This is a genomic window from Pseudomonas sp. CFBP13509 (genome assembly GCF_005233485.1).
GTDB classification, from domain to species: domain Bacteria; phylum Pseudomonadota; class Gammaproteobacteria; order Pseudomonadales; family Pseudomonadaceae; genus Aquipseudomonas; species Aquipseudomonas marginalis.
Genome location: NZ_QGAA01000029.1, coordinates 1 through 14160, shown reverse-complemented (window position 1 = coordinate 14160; position 14160 = coordinate 1). Strand labels below are relative to the sequence as shown.

Genomic DNA, 14160 nt, shown 5'->3' with positions numbered 1-14160 from the left:
GCTCCCGATAGCGCCCGCCCAGACGCCGAATACCCCCGTGTAAACCCCGCATAAACCCACTCTTTACGCCATCTTTACGCCCCGTCCACCCCCTCGCTCTCGTTCCTTTACGCCACTCCTGCGGACAATTGCCCCACACGCGGCACTCGCCGCTAAACGGAGAGACTTCCATGAGCGTTCTGGACGGGGTGTCACTGCTATTGGCCGTGGTGCTGTTCATTTATCTGCTGGTTGCGCTGTTACGCGCGGATCGGAACTAGGAGCTGGCCATGCACAGTTATGACTATTGGCTGATCATTGCCTTCTTTGCCGTGGTACTGGTGCCGGCGCCGTTCCTGGGGCGGTTCTACTACAAGGTGATGGAAGGCCAGCGCACCTGGCTCAGCCCGGTGCTGGGGCCTGTCGAAAAAGCCTGTTATCGCCTGTCGGGGGTGGATGAACATCAGGAACAAAGCTGGCAGAAATACATGCTGGCCTTGCTCGCGTTCAACCTCGCGGGTTTTTTGCTGTTGTTCGCGATCCTGCTGTTCCAGGACTATCTCCCACTGAACCCGCAGAAATTGCCGGGCCAGGAATGGACCCTGGCCTTCAATACCGCGGTCAGTTTCATGACCAACACCAACTGGCAGTCCTACAGCGGTGAGGCGTCCCTGAGCTACCTCAGCCAGATGGCTGGCCTGACCGTGCAGAACTTCGTCAGTGCGGCCACCGGCCTGGCCGTCCTGGTCGCGCTGTGCCGTGGGATCGGGCGCAAATCCGCCAGGACCCTGGGTAACTTCTGGGTCGACATGACCCGCGCCACGCTCTACGGCCTGCTGCCGTTGTGCCTGGTGCTGGCGCTGTTCCTGGTGTGGCAGGGCGTACCGCAAACCTTCGCGCACTATGTGGATGCCGTGACCCTGCAAGGCGTGGATCAAGTGATCCCCTTGGGCCCGGCAGCCAGCCAGATTGCGATCAAGCAACTGGGCACCAACGGCGGCGGCTTCTTCGGCGTCAACTCGGCGCACCCGTTTGAAGACCCGACCGCCTGGGCCAACCTGTTCGAAGTGGCTTCGATCATCCTGATCCCGGTGGCGTTGGTATTCACCTTCGGCCACTACGTGAAAGACCTGCGCCAGAGCCGCGCGATCCTTGGCTGCATGCTGGCGCTGTTCCTGATCGGCGGCGCCACTTCCCTGTGGTCCGAATACCAGCCCAACCCGACCTTGAACAACCCGGCCGTCGAGCAGACCGCACCGCTGGAAGGCAAGGAAGCGCGCTTCGGCACCACCGGCACGGTGTTGTGGTCGGTGACCACCACGGCGGCGTCCAACGGTTCGGTCAACGGCATGCAAGACAGCCTCAACCCCCTCAGTGGGATGGTGGCGCTGGTCAACATGATGGTCGGCGAAGTGATCTTCGGCGGCGTCGGCGCCGGTATGTACGGCATGTTGCTCAACGTGTTGATCGCGGTGTTCCTGGCCGGCCTGATGATCGGGCGCACCCCGGAATACCTGGGCAAGAAACTCCAGGCCAAGGAAGTGCAGCTGCTGGTCGTGACCCTGTTGGTGATGCCGGTGGGCGTGCTGGTACTGGGTGCCATCGCCGCGAGCCTGCCCGGCCCAGCCGGCGCGATCAGTAACCCTGGCCCTCATGGTTTCAGCCAGTTGCTGTACGCCTACACCTCGGCCAGCGCCAACAACGGCTCGGCGTTCGGCGGTTTCAGTGCCAACACGCCGTTCCACAACCTGATGCTGGGCCTGGGCATGTTGATCGGCCGCTTCGGCTACATCCTCCCGGTACTGGCCCTGGCCGGCAGCCTGGCGATGAAGAAGACCGCACCGATTGGCCAGAACAGCTTCCCGACCCATGGTCCGCTGTTCGTGACCCTGTTGACCGTGACTATTTTGCTGGTGGGCGGCCTGACTTTCCTGCCGACGCTGGCGCTGGGGCCCATCGCTGAACACTTGAGCATGGGCTTCTAAAAAGGGGATATGAACATGAATATGCCTGCAAAAAACGCGGCCCCGGTCAACACCCAGGAACCCGCCAAAACCGCCGTCTCTGCCCTGTGGCGCCCGGCGCTGGTCCAGGCGTTCGTCAAGCTGGACCCGCGCCAGCTGCAACGCTCGCCGGTGATGCTGGTGGTCGAGCTGACCGCCATCCTCACCACCGTGCTGTGCTTTGTGCCCGACACCGCCGTACCGACGTATGTGGCCGTGCAAATCGCCGTGTGGCTGTGGTTCACCGTGCTGTTCGCCAACTTCGCCGAAGCCTTGGCCGAAGGACGCGGCAAGGCCCGTGCCGACAGCCTCAAGGCCGGCAGCGAAGGCCTGAGCGCGCGGCGTAAGGAAGCCGATGGCAGCTTCAAGGTCGTGCCGGCCACCAGTCTGCGTAAAGGTGATGTGGTGCGTGTGGCCGCCGGGGAAATGATTCCCGGCGACGGCGAGGTCGTCGAAGGCATCGCAGCGGTCAACGAAGCGGCGATCACCGGTGAGTCCGCGCCGGTGATCCGCGAGTCCGGCGGCGATCGCTCGGCCGTCACCGGCAACACGCGGCTGGTGTCGGACTGGCTGCTGATCCGCATCACCGCCAACCCCGGCGAGTCGACCCTGGACCGCATGATCGCCCTGGTCGAAGGCGCCAAGCGTCAGAAAACTCCCAACGAAGTCGCGCTGGATATCCTGCTGATCGGCCTGACCCTGATCTTCCTGCTGGTGGTCGTGACCTTGCAGCCCTTCGCCCACTTCGCCAACGGCAGCTTGCCGCTGGTGTTTTTGGTCGCACTGCTGGTGACGCTGATTCCTACCACCATCGGCGGCTTGTTGTCGGCCATCGGTATTGCCGGTATGGACCGTCTGGTGCGCCTTAATGTGATCGCGAAGTCTGGTCGTGCCGTGGAGGCGGCCGGTGACGTGCATGTGTTGCTGCTGGACAAGACCGGCACCATCACTTTTGGTAACCGTCGGTGTGCGGCGGTGGTTGCGGCGCCTGGCGTCAGCGGCAAGGAAGTGGCCGAAGGTGCGTTGTTTGCTTCTTTGGCCGATGACACGGCAGAAGGCAAATCCATCGTCGAATACCTGCGGGCTCTGCACCCGCAGGCCGAGCCATCCCTGGATGAACTGACCGCGGTACCGTTCAGCGCCGAGACCCGCTTGTCCGGTGTCGACTACCAGGGCCGCGTGTTCCGCAAAGGCGCAGTGGATTCGTTGCTGGCGTTTATCGGCCAGCCACGCGGCGACCTGCAACCGGCATTGGCGCGGGAAATCGACAAGATCGCCCAGAGCGGCGGCACGCCCTTGCTGGTGTGTGCCGACGGCAAATTGCTCGGTGCGATCCACCTCAAGGACGTGGTCAAGCCCGGTATCCGCGAACGTTTCGCCGAGCTGCGCAAGCTGGGGATTCGCACGGTGATGGTCACCGGTGACAACCCGCTGACGGCCGCTGCGATTGCTGCCGAAGCCGGTGTGGATGACGTGCTGGCCGAAGCGACCCCGGAGAAAAAACTCGCGCGCATCCGTCACGAGCAAAACGACGGCCGCCTGGTGGCGATGTGCGGCGACGGTGCCAACGACGCCCCGGCACTGGCCCAGGCGGACGTCGGCATGGCGATGAACGACGGCACCCAGGCCGCCCGCGAGGCCGCCAACATGGTCGACCTCGACAGCGACCCCACCAAGCTGCTGGACGTGGTGCAGATTGGCAAGGAGTTGCTGGTGACCCGTGGCGCGTTGACCACCTTTTCCATCGCCAACGACGTGGCCAAGTACTTCGCGATCCTGCCGGCGTTGTTCGCCTCGATCTACCCGCAGCTGGGCGTGCTCAACGTGATGCACTTGCAGAGCCCCCAGAGCGCGATTCTCTCGGCCATCGTGTTCAACGCGCTGATCATCGTGGTGCTGATTCCCCTGGCGCTGCGCGGTGTGCGTGTGCAGGCCGCGAGTGCGGCGGCGTTGCTGCGGCGCAACCTGCTGATCTATGGCCTGGGCGGGTTGCTGGTGCCGTTCGTGGGCATCAAGGCGATCGACATGCTGCTGACCGCGCTGCACCTGGTGTGACCCGATGCCTGTGGGCGCCACCCCGGTGCCCACAGGTTGCAAAGACCGAATTGAGGAATTTGAAATGTCCAACATAATCCGCCCGGCCCTGAGCCTGCTGGTGCTCATGACCCTGATCACCGGCGTGGCCTACCCACTGGTGGTGACCGGTGTCGCCCAAGTCGCCTTCCCGGACCAGGCCAACGGCAGCCTGGTGCGCGATGCCGGCGGCAAAGTGCGTGGCTCCAGCCTGATCGCCCAGGACTTTACCGGTGACAGCTGGTTCCATCCGCGCCCTTCGGCGGGTGCCTTTGCGACGGTTTCCAGCAGCGCCAGTAACCTCGGCCCCAGCAACCCGGCCTTGGCCACCCGCGTGTTCGATGACGCGAACAAACAGTTGGTGCCCGGCCAGGGCCCGGTGCCTTTGGTGTCGCTGACTACCTCCGGCAGCGGTCTTGATCCACACTTGCCACCCCAGGCGATTGCCTATCAACTGGCACGGGTGGCTGCCGCGCGAAATGTGCCGGTATCGACCCTGCAACGGTTGATGGATGAACATATCGAAAGCCCGCTGGTGGGGCCGCCAGTGGTGAATGTGCTGGCGCTGAACATGGCGTTGGAAAAGCTGTAACCCGATCAATACCTGAAGGACACTGCCCGCATGAGCGACTCCGGCCGCGCCGATGCCCTGCTAGCCGATCTACCCCGGGACGGCCGTGGCCGGCTCAAAGTTTTCCTCGGCGCTGCGCCGGGTGTGGGCAAGACCTACGCCATGCTCCAGGCTGCCCACACCCAACTGCGCCAGGGCGTCAAACTGATCGCCGGCGTGGTTGAAACCCACGGCCGAGCCGAGACCGAAGCCTTGCTCAGCGGCCTGCCGCAACAACCGCTGTTGCGCAGCGAATACCGTGGCGTGATGCTCGAAGAAATGGACCTCGACGGCCTGCTCGCCGCCAAGCCCAAGCTGGTGCTGGTGGACGAACTGGCCCACAGCAACGCCCCCGGCAGCCGCCATGAAAAGCGTTGGCAAGACATTCAGGAACTGCTCGCCGCCGGCATCGACGTGTTTACCACGGTCAACGTCCAGCACCTGGAAAGCCTGAATGACCAGGTCCGCGGCATCACCGGTGTGCAGGTTCGCGAAACCTTGCCGGATTGGGTGTTGCAGGAGGCCGACGAACTGCTGTTGATCGACCTGCCGTCCCGCGAACTGCTCGAGCGTCTGCGCGACGGCAAGGTGTATGTGCCGGAGCAGGCCCGCGCCGCCATCGATGCGTTCTTTACCCAGACCAACCTGATGGCCCTGCGCGAGCTGGCGATGCAGACCGCCGCCGCCCATGTCGACGACGATTTGGCCCAGGGTTATCGCCAGCTCGGCCAGGCGGCGCCGGCGGTGCGTGGGCGTTTGTTGGTGGGCGTGGATGGCGATGCGCAGGCCGAACGCCTGGTGCGCCATGCCAGTCGCGTCGCCCAGCGTCGGCATTTGCCGTGGAGCCTGGTGCATATCGACAACGGCCGTGCGCGGGATGAGCAGGCCCGCCTGCGCCTGCAAAACGCCCAGCAACTGGCCGAGCGCCTTGGCGGCGAAGTGGTGCTGCTGCGGGCGGGGGAGGTGGCCAAGACCTTGATCCAGCATGCCGCCGAACGCCGTGCCAGCCTGCTGTTGGTGGGGCAGTCGCGAATGCGTTGGCGGCGTCGCCTGTTCGGTGGCGGTTTGGCGGCGCGCCTGTTGCGTAATGCCCGGGGCTTGGAAATCAACGTCCTCGACAGTGACGATGTGCCCGCAGCCCCACGCCTGCCGGATGTGCGCGGCCTGGTGTGGTTCGATTACGCCTTGGCCGTGGTTGCGACCATCGTCGCCGCCGCTGTGGCCTGGGCAGTGGCAAGCGCGCTGCCGTTGCCCAATATCTCGCTGGTGTTTCTTGCCGCCGTGTTGCTGGTGGCGGTGCGCAGCAGCCTGGGGCCGTCCCTGGTGTGTGCGGCGTTGTCGTTCCTGACCTATGACTTCCTGTTTATCCCGCCGAATTTTTCCTTCGCCATCCAGCGCGAGGAGGACGTGCTGACGCTGTTGTTCTTCCTGCTGATGGCGGCGCTGACCGGCAACCTTGCTGCGCGCCAGCGCCGGCAGTTGCAGGCATTGCGCGACACCCAGGAAGAAACCGGCGAACTGCTCGACCTGTCGCGCAAACTCACCGCCGCCACCGACCGCCAGGCGGTGATCAGTGCCGCCGCCCACCATCTGGAAGGTTGGAGCGACCTGGATCTGTGCCTGGTCAATCGCGACGGCCAGGGTGGCTGGAAGGTCGAGACCGGCGGCCCGCTGACCTTCACCGAAGCCGAGCGTGCTGCGGCCGATTGGGCCTGGCAGCATGACCAGCCGGCAGGCATGGGCACCGGCACCTTGCCGTTCGGGCGCTGGTGGTGGTGGCCGTTGTCGGGCGAAGAAGGCCCGCTCGGGTTGCTCGGCGTCAGTGCCAAGCCGGGCCTGGAATTGAGCGGCCAGCGCCGTCGCTTGCTGACCGCCTTGAGCCAGCCCCTGGCCCAGGCCCTGGCGCGGGCACAGTTGGCCCAGGAGCTGGAATCCGCCCGTTTGCATGGCGAAACCGAGCAACTGCGCAGCGCCTTGCTGGCGTCGGTGTCCCACGATTTGCGCACACCGTTGACCTCCATGCGCGGCAGTATCGACAGCCTGCTGGCGCTCGGCGAAGCCATCCCCCTGGAGGATCGTCGCGAGCTGCTCGAAGGCACCCGCGATGAGGCCGAGCGCCTGGACCGCTATATCCAGAACCTGCTGGACATGACGCGACTGGGCCATGGCGCGCTGAAGCTGGCGCGGGACTGGGTGTCGCCCGGCGATATTGTCGGCAGTGCGCTCGGGCGTTTGCGCGCGGTGTTGGCACCGCTGCAGGTGAGCACCGATGTGCCGGCGGAGTTGCCGTTGCTCTATGTCCATGCTGCGTTGATCGAACAGGCACTGGTCAATGTGCTGGAAAATGCCGCGCGCTTTTCACCGCCCCACGGTCGATTGCAACTGAGCGCCGGCGTCTCGGATAACCGATTGTTTTTCGCCGTGGCGGATGAGGGGCCCGGTATTCCTGAGGATGAGCGGGCGAAGATCTTCGACATGTTCTACACCGCCGCACGCGGTGATCGAGGCGGGCAGGGCACCGGCCTCGGCCTGGCGATCTGCCAGGGCATGGTCGGCGCCCATGGTGGGCATATCAGCGTGGCCGATGGCATTGAGGGGCGCGGTACCTGTATCACGCTGTTCCTGCCATTGCCGACACAGCCTGGCCTGGAAGGCGAGGCGTGAGCTACCCTGTTTTCTCTACGGATGTTGATTGGACGCCATGAGCCAGACCGCGACGATTTTAGTCATTGATGACGAACCGCAGATCCGCAAATTCCTGCGCATCAGCCTGGCCTCCCAGGGCTACAAAGTGATCGAGGCCGGTACCGGCAACGAAGGCCTGGCCCAGGCTGCGTTGAGCAAACCCGACTTGCTGGTGCTCGACCTGGGCCTGCCGGACATGGACGGCCAGCAGGTGTTGCGCGAGTTTCGTGAGTGGTCGACGGTGCCGGTACTGGTGCTGTCGGTGCGGGCCAGCGAAGGGCAGAAGGTTGAAGCCCTTGACGGTGGCGCCAATGATTATGTCACCAAGCCCTTCGGCATCCAGGAGTTCCTGGCCCGCGTGCGCGCCTTGTTGCGCCAGGCGCCGGTGGGCGAGACCCAGGAAGCGGCGTTGCAGTTTGGCCCGTTGACGGTGGACCTGGCCTATCGCCGCGTGCTGCTGGACGGCGCCGAGGTGGCACTGACCCGCAAGGAATACGCGGTGCTGGCACAACTGGCGCGGCATCCGGGACGGGTGATTACCCAACAGCAACTGCTGAAGGACATCTGGGGGCCGACCCACACCGACGACAGTCACTACCTGCGGATTGTGGTGGGGCATCTGCGCCAGAAGCTGGCGGATGATCCGACCCAGCCGAGGTTTATCGTGACCGAGGCGGGAGTGGGGTATCGGTTGTTGAGCGCCTGAGGCGATCTGTCAGCCTCTCTGTGGTTCTGTGGTTCTGTGGTTCTGTGGGTTCTGTGGGTTCTGTGGTTCTGTGGGTTCTGTGGGTTCTGTGGGTTCTGTGGTTCTGTGGGTTCTGTGGTTCTGTGGTTATGTGGATTCTGTGGTGAGCGGGCTTGCCCCGCGCTGGGCTGCGTAGCAGCCCCAAAACCAGGCCCAAAGGAGTACCTGACACTGCGCGTTCCTCATTGAGTGGGGCCGCTGCGCAGCCCAACGCGGGGCAAGCCCGCTCACCACGGCTCTAGCGACACGGCTGTCTCAGCGCTGCTCACTCTCATAGCGATCCAGGGTATCACTGGCAATTTCCCGCCCAAGTGCGATCAACTCCGGCGCCTTGTAGAACTCGAAAAACCGGCACACCCGCTTCGGCACGTTGATCAGTACATCCGGCGGGTAGCCGGCGATCTTGTATTGCGCCAGCGAAGTCTGCATCACCTCGAAACTCTGGTTGATCAGATCCAGCAATGACGCCGGCCCGACGTTATCGATGATGAATGAACCGGTGGCCGACTTCGGCGCCCCCGGCTTTTCCGGTGCGGCGGCAGGTTGCTGGGATTCGGGTTCGGCCGACTCCAGCCACGGATTGATCTCGGCCGCCTGGGCCTGCAAGGCTTCCTGCTCAAGTTTCATCAACTGCTCGGCCTGCTTGCGGCGAAACGGCAGGTGCGAACCCAGTGATTTCGCCAGGCTGTTGAAGCGGCTCTTGAACGCCGGCGGGCGCTGGATCACAGGCAACTGGTAGTGTTTCTGGTTGGTGGCGTTGAGGTTGACCGCGATGATCAAGTCACAATGGCTCGACACCACCGGCACGATCGGCAGCGGGTTGAGCAGGCCGCCGTCCACCAGCATGCGGTTGCCTTGCATCACCGGGGTGAACAGGCTGGGAATCGCTGCCGAGGCGCGCATGGCCTGGTGCAGGCAGCCTTCCTGGAACCAGATTTCCTGTTGGTTGGTCAGGTCGGTGGCAACGGCGGTGTAGGGGATGCGCAGCTCTTCGATATTGATCTCGCCGACGATCTTTCGGATCTGCCCGAAGACCTTTTCGCCACGAATCGCCCCAAGGCGGAAACTCACGTCCACCAGGCGCAGCACGTCGAGGTAGTCGAGGCTTTCAATCCAGTTTCGATACTCGTCCAGTTTGCCGGCGGCGTAGATCCCGCCCACCACGGCACCCATGGAGCAACCGGCGATACAGGCGATGTCGTAGCCGCGCCGTTCGATTTCCTCGATCACCCCGATATGGGCGTAGCCCCGGGCCCCGCCGGAACCCAACACCAAGGCAACACGTTTCTTCATGGTCGATGTCCTTCATAAACGGGGGCCCACAATGCGCCTATTTTGGGGGCCGCTTCAATCTTCGTTGCGCCTGGCAATATTTTTCAAGAATAGCGCCCAGGCTCGGGTATGCTCTGGCAATAGGTACTACCGATTTCAGGCTAAGGACAAGGCACTTTTTCTTGTAGGCAACGTCTACAGCGTACGACTGTTTTTCTTTATTTTGAGGTGTCATCGATGAAAGCCTGGATGTGTGTGCCTGTGATCATGTTGGCCCTGGCGGGTTGTGCCGGGAAAACCGCATACCGCGACAGCTGTGGCTCGCAATTGGATGCCGCCTGGAAAGAACTCGACCTGGCCAAGGCCGAAGGTTTTGCCGGCACCGTCAGCTACTCCAAGGCTTTGTCGTTACTGACGGGCGCCAAGACCCAGCAGCAATTCGAGGCGTTTGAAGGCTGCTCCAACAAGGCCGAAAAAGCTCGGTTCTATATTCGTGAGTCGCGCGCCGGGCGTTAACGTGCAGCGCAGAGTGGGATTTTTCATCTGAGAGTGAGGGCAGGATGTCAGCTTTGGTCGATCAGTTAGTCGCTCAGGTCATTGGCCTGGAAGTAGGGTTACTGAGCTGCCAGGCTCGCCTCGCTGCCGTTACCGATGATGAAGCCCTGCATGATCTGCGCACCACCGTGCGCCGCCTGCGCAGTCTGTTGCGTCCTTTGCGCGGGCTGCCGGGTGTGGAACAGCTTGAATTGGCCGCCGGCACGGTCGGCCAGTTGACGACGCCGCTGCGCGACCGAGAGGTGCTGGCGGCGTATTTGCATCAGCATGGTTATCACGAGGCCGCAGATCGACGCCTGCGCCTGCAACCCGACGCCTATCGCCAGGTGGCGCAAGGCCCGGAAGTTGCGCATCTGCTGCTGATCCTTGATGCATTCCCGCGCTTTATCCGCGCCTCGGAGCACCAGAAATTGCTCAAGGGTTTGCGACCGCGCATTGAGAAGCGCCTGGCCAAGCAATGGCAGAAACTCGATCAAGCGCTGAAAGATCCAGACCATGATCGCCACCGTTTGCGCTTGTTGATCAAGCGTGTGCGCTATGCCGCCGAGGCTTACCCCCAGCTGGATAAGTTGCCCGCCAATGCCCTGCCACGCCTGAAGAAAGCCCAAGCGGCACTGGGTGATTGGCATGACTGCTGGCAATGGTTGGCCCAGGCCGAACATCAAGCCGATCTGCAGCCCTGTGTTGCGATATGGCATCGCACCATGGCCAAGGCCGAAGGGCAGGCGGATCGCGTGCTGGACAAACTCAGCGCGGATTGTTTCTAAATCGGTCCGGCTTTTGGCCGGAATAAGCGCTGTACCTTGGCTGCGCGCTGGTTAAGATCGCACATCCGTTTTTTTTGATGTGAGGTCGCCATGCGCTTTAGTGATTTGCTCGACGCCGCCCGAAGCAACCCGCTGGATGTCACCATTCCCGCCGAGTGGGCCCAGGGCCGTGCGTCCTTTGGTGGCCTGGTTGCTGCGTTGCAATACGAAGCCTTGCGCGCCCAGGTGCCGACGGACCGCCCATTGCGCTCGCTCGCGATCACCTTCGTTGGCCCGGTCGCGCCCGATGTACCCGCCAGCTATCAAGTCGAAGTGTTGCGTGAAGGCAAGGCGGTCAGCCAGTTGCTCGGCCGTGTCGTGCAGAACGGTGAGGTCGCGACCCTGGTACAGGCCAGTTTTGGCGCATCCCGCGAGTCGGAAATCGATGTGGCCAGCGAGCCGCCGCCGACGTTCAAGCACTGGGATGAGTGCCAGGAACTGCCCTATATCAAAGGCGTCACGCCTGAATTCATGCGCCACCTGGCGATGCGCTGGAGCGTTGGCGGTTTGCCGTTTACCGGTAATAAATCCCGCGAGATGGGCGGTTGGGTTCGCTTGCGCGGGGATGTGAAGGAGGAACCGCTGACCGAAGCGCATATCCTCGCCCTGGTCGACGCCTGGCCCCCGGCGTTGCTGCCGCACCTGAAAAAGCCCGCTCCGGGCAGCACACTGACCTGGACCATCGAATTCATCCAACCGTTGCAGGAGTTGACGACCCTGGACTGGTGCCAGTACCACGTCAGCATCGAACATGCGCGCGACGGCTACGGTCACGCCGCCGCCGCGCTGTGGAGCCCAACCGGTGCGTTGATCGCCCTTAGCCGCCAGACCGTGGTGGTCTTCGCCTGATCGTCAGTGGCGGTGGCGCAGCCGCCAGGCACGCCACCAGCCACCGCTCAACACAAAGCGCGGGAACGTCAGGAACTGCTCGACCACCAGGCGCTGTACTGCGTCTTTACGATCACTGAACGGCTCACCGGCCTCGGCTTCCAGGCTATGGCCATGACGCTGCAACGCCAGGCCAGCGAGGATGCCGACTACGCCAATGGCGAAACTGGCCAGGCTCAGGCTGAACACTCCGGACACAATCAACAGAAACCCGATGATAAACAGCGGCACGGCAATCAGGTGCAACGCCAGGTTGGTCGGGTGCTGATGGTTTTGCGGGTAGTTACGCCATTGCCAGGCGGGGAGATTGGGATGACGTTTGCCCATGATGGTGAACCCTCTGTCCGTTGAAATAACATGGGGAGAGTTTAGGTGGGGGTGGGCGGGTGGGCGAATTGGGGTTGGCTATGGGGGCCATAGGGGGCACGTATTCAAAAGTTATTACTGTCTAGAAAAAGTAGTCATCTGGCCCATTTATGTAAACATTCGGGTCCACAAGTGAAATGAATTTAGCTTTGAATTCAATTAAAGCGTTCTTATTAGTCGCCTGAAAATAGAACTGGTTATTTTTCTTGGAGATTTTGACAAAAAACACCTCCCGAACAGGAATGTTTTGTATTTTCAAGTCTTGAATGCCATGACAGTCGATCCCCATTCTGCAAGTGTTGTAGCCTTTGTCTTCCCATTTTCCGGGCAATCGATCAGGAAAGTCCGGTATGTCGAATCCCAGTCCCACAGACGGTCGATCATTTTCTATTTGCAAAGAAAAAAGAGCAATTCGCCCAATTTCTACAGGTTCGCTAAAGATTTTTTCAAAAAATATATTTTGATCCAAGTCGTTCCAGTACTTCATCGATTACTCCTGAAAATTGTAATGTTCCTTGGCTCCAGATACGTTTCCGTTCCTAGGCTTTTCTATTGGCCGTAAATTGAAGTGCGCTTTTTGATCACCGATCCCGTCTGCCCTGCCAAATTTATGCCCGGCAGAGTGGTCTTGGATAAGAACCTTTGAACCATCTGCTCTTGTAAATTGATAAACCCGCGTATTTATGGTCCTGCCATTCTCATCCAAAATATTGTCATCATTCAAATCAGTCATTTTTTCTGTTTTGTATTGTGTCGTTCTTCCTGACTTCGGGTGTGTCATAACATCTGGGTTTTGCATCATCGGTATATTTGCGTCTCTTTTTGCTTCTCTAAACGCCCCTTTACGAGATAAATCAGGTATATCCGGTTCAGCGGGCGAGGTGCAGGCTGGTTTTTTCTTTCCTGAACCAGGGCAGTCAGTGCTCAGTCCTAATGGATCAACCCAACCTGTCGGATTGGGCACGTACTGGTAGGCATTAATTCCACCCGCTAGCTTCACCGGATCTGGCGTCAGGTAACACCCAATATCCGGATTGTAGTAGCGATGACGGTTGTAGTGCAGTCCGCTTTCCTGATCAAAGTACTGACCCTGAAAACGCAGCGGGTTGTCGATTGTGCCTTTGTCGAGTCGGCTGATCTGGCCGTAGGCGCGGTAATGCGCGGACCAGACGATTTCGCCGTCGGGGTCGGTGAGTTCCTGCGGTGTGCCGAGGTGGTCGAGTTGGTAGTGAAAGGCTTTGGTGTCTTGTGGACCAAAGCCATCCAGTAGGGCCAGCGGGCGAAAGCTGTCCGGTTCATAGAGATAGCTGCGATGGCGATCCGCATGGTGTTCGGCAATCAGTCTGTCGCCTTGCCAGAAAAACTCCGTGGTTAGGCCGTCAACGGTTTTGCTGATGCGTCGCCCAAACGGGTCGTAGCGGTAGCTGGCGGTTTGGCCGTTGGGTTGGGTGAGGCCTATCAGCCGATGCTGGCAGTCGTAGCGGTATTCGGTGACGAGTTGATGGCCTTTGCCGCGTCGCTCGCGGATGAGGTTGCCGAAGGCGTCATAGTCGTAGTGGCGGTCGCCCTGGATCATCAGGCGGTTGCCGGCGACGATGTCGGGGCCGGGGCGGTCTTGCATCAGCAGGTTGCCGGCGCGTGTGTGGCCGAAGCGTTCCTGCAGGTCTTGGGAGTGGTCGGCGCGGGTGAGGCGGCCTAGTGGGTCGTAGTGGTAGTGGTGTTCGCCTTTGCGCGTGTCGAGCAGGCGGGTGAGGTTGCCGGTTTTGTCGTAGTCGTATTGACGTTGATAGAGGTGGTCCTGTTGCTGGGTGATTGCGTGGGCGTGCAGGCGGTGTTGGTCGTCGTAGTGGTAGTGGCTGAGGAGTTGACCTTGTTGGCGTTGGTGTTCCTGGCCGGCTTTAAACAGGTGTGACGTGAGCGTCGAGCCATTGAGTTCGACGGTGGCGAGGTGGCCGCCTTTGCCGTGGTTGAACATCAAGCGGTTGTTGTCCGGCAGGCGCAGGTGTTGAAGCTGGCCGCAGGCGTCGTAGCCGTAGCGCAAGGTGCCCCAGCCCTGGTGTTCGGCGGTGAGGCGGTTTTGGCGGTCGTATTCGTAGGCCAGCGCCCAGTGGCCGTCATCGACGCTGAGGAGGTTGCCCTGGCGGTCGTAGGCATATTCAACAAGGCTACCGTCGGGCA

Annotated in this window: 13 protein-coding genes; 9 read left to right on the top strand and 4 right to left on the bottom strand. The window is 61.6% G+C overall.

The features are described from left to right. Positions 1-170 precede the first annotated feature (170 nt). The 6 genes from kdpF (at position 171) to PspCFBP13509_RS29400 (ending at position 8056) form a co-directional block, all read left to right on the top strand. Positions 171-260, top strand: a complete 90-nt coding sequence (kdpF, locus tag PspCFBP13509_RS29425; RefSeq protein WP_137213067.1) for a K(+)-transporting ATPase subunit F — start codon at positions 171-173, stop codon at positions 258-260. A gap of 9 nt (positions 261-269) precedes the next feature. Next, positions 270-1964: a potassium-transporting ATPase subunit KdpA gene (gene kdpA, locus PspCFBP13509_RS29420; protein ID WP_065928096.1), complete on the top strand. Its 1695-nt coding sequence runs from the start codon at positions 270-272 to the stop codon at positions 1962-1964. A 15-nt stretch (positions 1965-1979) separates the two neighbouring features. Further along, complete coding sequence (gene kdpB / locus PspCFBP13509_RS29415; protein WP_371921653.1) at positions 1980-4037, top strand: potassium-transporting ATPase subunit KdpB; 2058 nt, start codon at positions 1980-1982, stop codon at positions 4035-4037. 64 nt (positions 4038-4101) lie between these two features. Further along, the gene (kdpC, locus tag PspCFBP13509_RS29410) at positions 4102-4647 is read left to right on the top strand and encodes a potassium-transporting ATPase subunit KdpC (RefSeq protein WP_065928287.1); all 546 of its coding nucleotides are present in this window, start codon (positions 4102-4104) and stop codon (positions 4645-4647) included. 30 nt (positions 4648-4677) lie between these two features. Beyond that, positions 4678-7329: a sensor histidine kinase gene (locus PspCFBP13509_RS29405; protein ID WP_137213066.1), complete on the top strand. Its 2652-nt coding sequence runs from the start codon at positions 4678-4680 to the stop codon at positions 7327-7329. A gap of 37 nt (positions 7330-7366) precedes the next feature. Next, positions 7367-8056: a response regulator gene (locus PspCFBP13509_RS29400; protein ID WP_027604142.1), complete on the top strand. Its 690-nt coding sequence runs from the start codon at positions 7367-7369 to the stop codon at positions 8054-8056. A gap of 294 nt (positions 8057-8350) precedes the next feature. On the opposite strand, the gene PspCFBP13509_RS29395 is transcribed toward PspCFBP13509_RS29400, so the two are convergent. Further along, positions 8351-9388, bottom strand: a complete 1038-nt coding sequence (locus PspCFBP13509_RS29395; protein WP_065947440.1) for a patatin-like phospholipase family protein — start codon at positions 9386-9388, stop codon at positions 8351-8353. A gap of 216 nt (positions 9389-9604) precedes the next feature. Between PspCFBP13509_RS29395 and PspCFBP13509_RS29390 the strand changes: the two genes are divergently transcribed. The 3 genes from PspCFBP13509_RS29390 to PspCFBP13509_RS29380 all read left to right on the top strand — a co-directional run bounded on the left by PspCFBP13509_RS29390 (position 9605) and on the right by PspCFBP13509_RS29380 (position 11577). Beyond that, the gene (locus PspCFBP13509_RS29390; protein WP_003172685.1) at positions 9605-9883 is read left to right on the top strand and encodes a hypothetical protein; all 279 of its coding nucleotides are present in this window, start codon (positions 9605-9607) and stop codon (positions 9881-9883) included. A gap of 44 nt (positions 9884-9927) precedes the next feature. Then, positions 9928-10689 (top strand): CHAD domain-containing protein, encoded by a 762-nt coding sequence (locus tag PspCFBP13509_RS29385; RefSeq protein WP_065947441.1) that lies wholly within the window; start codon positions 9928-9930, stop codon positions 10687-10689. 90 nt (positions 10690-10779) lie between these two features. Next, on the top strand, positions 10780-11577 hold the full coding sequence (locus tag PspCFBP13509_RS29380; protein WP_137213065.1) for an acyl-CoA thioesterase: 798 nt from the start codon (positions 10780-10782) through the stop codon (positions 11575-11577). Between the two features lie 3 nt (positions 11578-11580). Here the strand turns inward: PspCFBP13509_RS29380 and PspCFBP13509_RS29375 are convergent, their stop codons facing one another. From PspCFBP13509_RS29375 to PspCFBP13509_RS29365, 3 genes are all read right to left on the bottom strand, one after another. Next, a complete protein-coding gene (locus PspCFBP13509_RS29375; protein WP_027604139.1) occupies positions 11581-11943 on the bottom strand; it encodes an Mpo1-like protein in 363 nt (120 codons plus the stop codon). Between the two features lie 121 nt (positions 11944-12064). Then, complete coding sequence (locus tag PspCFBP13509_RS29370; protein ID WP_137213064.1) at positions 12065-12469, bottom strand: Imm50 family immunity protein; 405 nt, start codon at positions 12467-12469, stop codon at positions 12065-12067. 3 nt (positions 12470-12472) lie between these two features. Continuing rightward, a partial coding sequence (locus PspCFBP13509_RS29365; protein ID WP_178084564.1) for an RHS repeat-associated core domain-containing protein occupies positions 12473-14160 on the bottom strand: 1688 nt, incomplete at its 5' end.

What these genes read in the sequence shown, in the direction of transcription:
- kdpF (WP_137213067.1), top strand. Translation starts at nt 171, where the DNA reads ATGAGCGTTCTGGACGGGGTGTCACTGCTATTGGCCGTGGTGCTGTTC.
- kdpA (WP_065928096.1), top strand. Translation starts at nt 270, where the DNA reads ATGCACAGTTATGACTATTGGCTGATCATTGCCTTCTTTGCCGTGGTA.
- kdpB (WP_371921653.1), top strand. Translation starts at nt 1,980, where the DNA reads ATGAATATGCCTGCAAAAAACGCGGCCCCGGTCAACACCCAGGAACCC.
- kdpC (WP_065928287.1), top strand. Translation starts at nt 4,102, where the DNA reads ATGTCCAACATAATCCGCCCGGCCCTGAGCCTGCTGGTGCTCATGACC.
- PspCFBP13509_RS29405 (WP_137213066.1), top strand. Translation starts at nt 4,678, where the DNA reads ATGAGCGACTCCGGCCGCGCCGATGCCCTGCTAGCCGATCTACCCCGG.
- PspCFBP13509_RS29400 (WP_027604142.1), top strand. Translation starts at nt 7,367, where the DNA reads ATGAGCCAGACCGCGACGATTTTAGTCATTGATGACGAACCGCAGATC.
- PspCFBP13509_RS29395 (WP_065947440.1), bottom strand. Translation starts at nt 9,388, where the DNA reads ATGAAGAAACGTGTTGCCTTGGTGTTGGGTTCCGGCGGGGCCCGGGGC.
- PspCFBP13509_RS29390 (WP_003172685.1), top strand. Translation starts at nt 9,605, where the DNA reads ATGAAAGCCTGGATGTGTGTGCCTGTGATCATGTTGGCCCTGGCGGGT.
- PspCFBP13509_RS29385 (WP_065947441.1), top strand. Translation starts at nt 9,928, where the DNA reads ATGTCAGCTTTGGTCGATCAGTTAGTCGCTCAGGTCATTGGCCTGGAA.
- PspCFBP13509_RS29380 (WP_137213065.1), top strand. Translation starts at nt 10,780, where the DNA reads ATGCGCTTTAGTGATTTGCTCGACGCCGCCCGAAGCAACCCGCTGGAT.
- PspCFBP13509_RS29375 (WP_027604139.1), bottom strand. Translation starts at nt 11,943, where the DNA reads ATGGGCAAACGTCATCCCAATCTCCCCGCCTGGCAATGGCGTAACTAC.
- PspCFBP13509_RS29370 (WP_137213064.1), bottom strand. Translation starts at nt 12,469, where the DNA reads ATGAAGTACTGGAACGACTTGGATCAAAATATATTTTTTGAAAAAATC.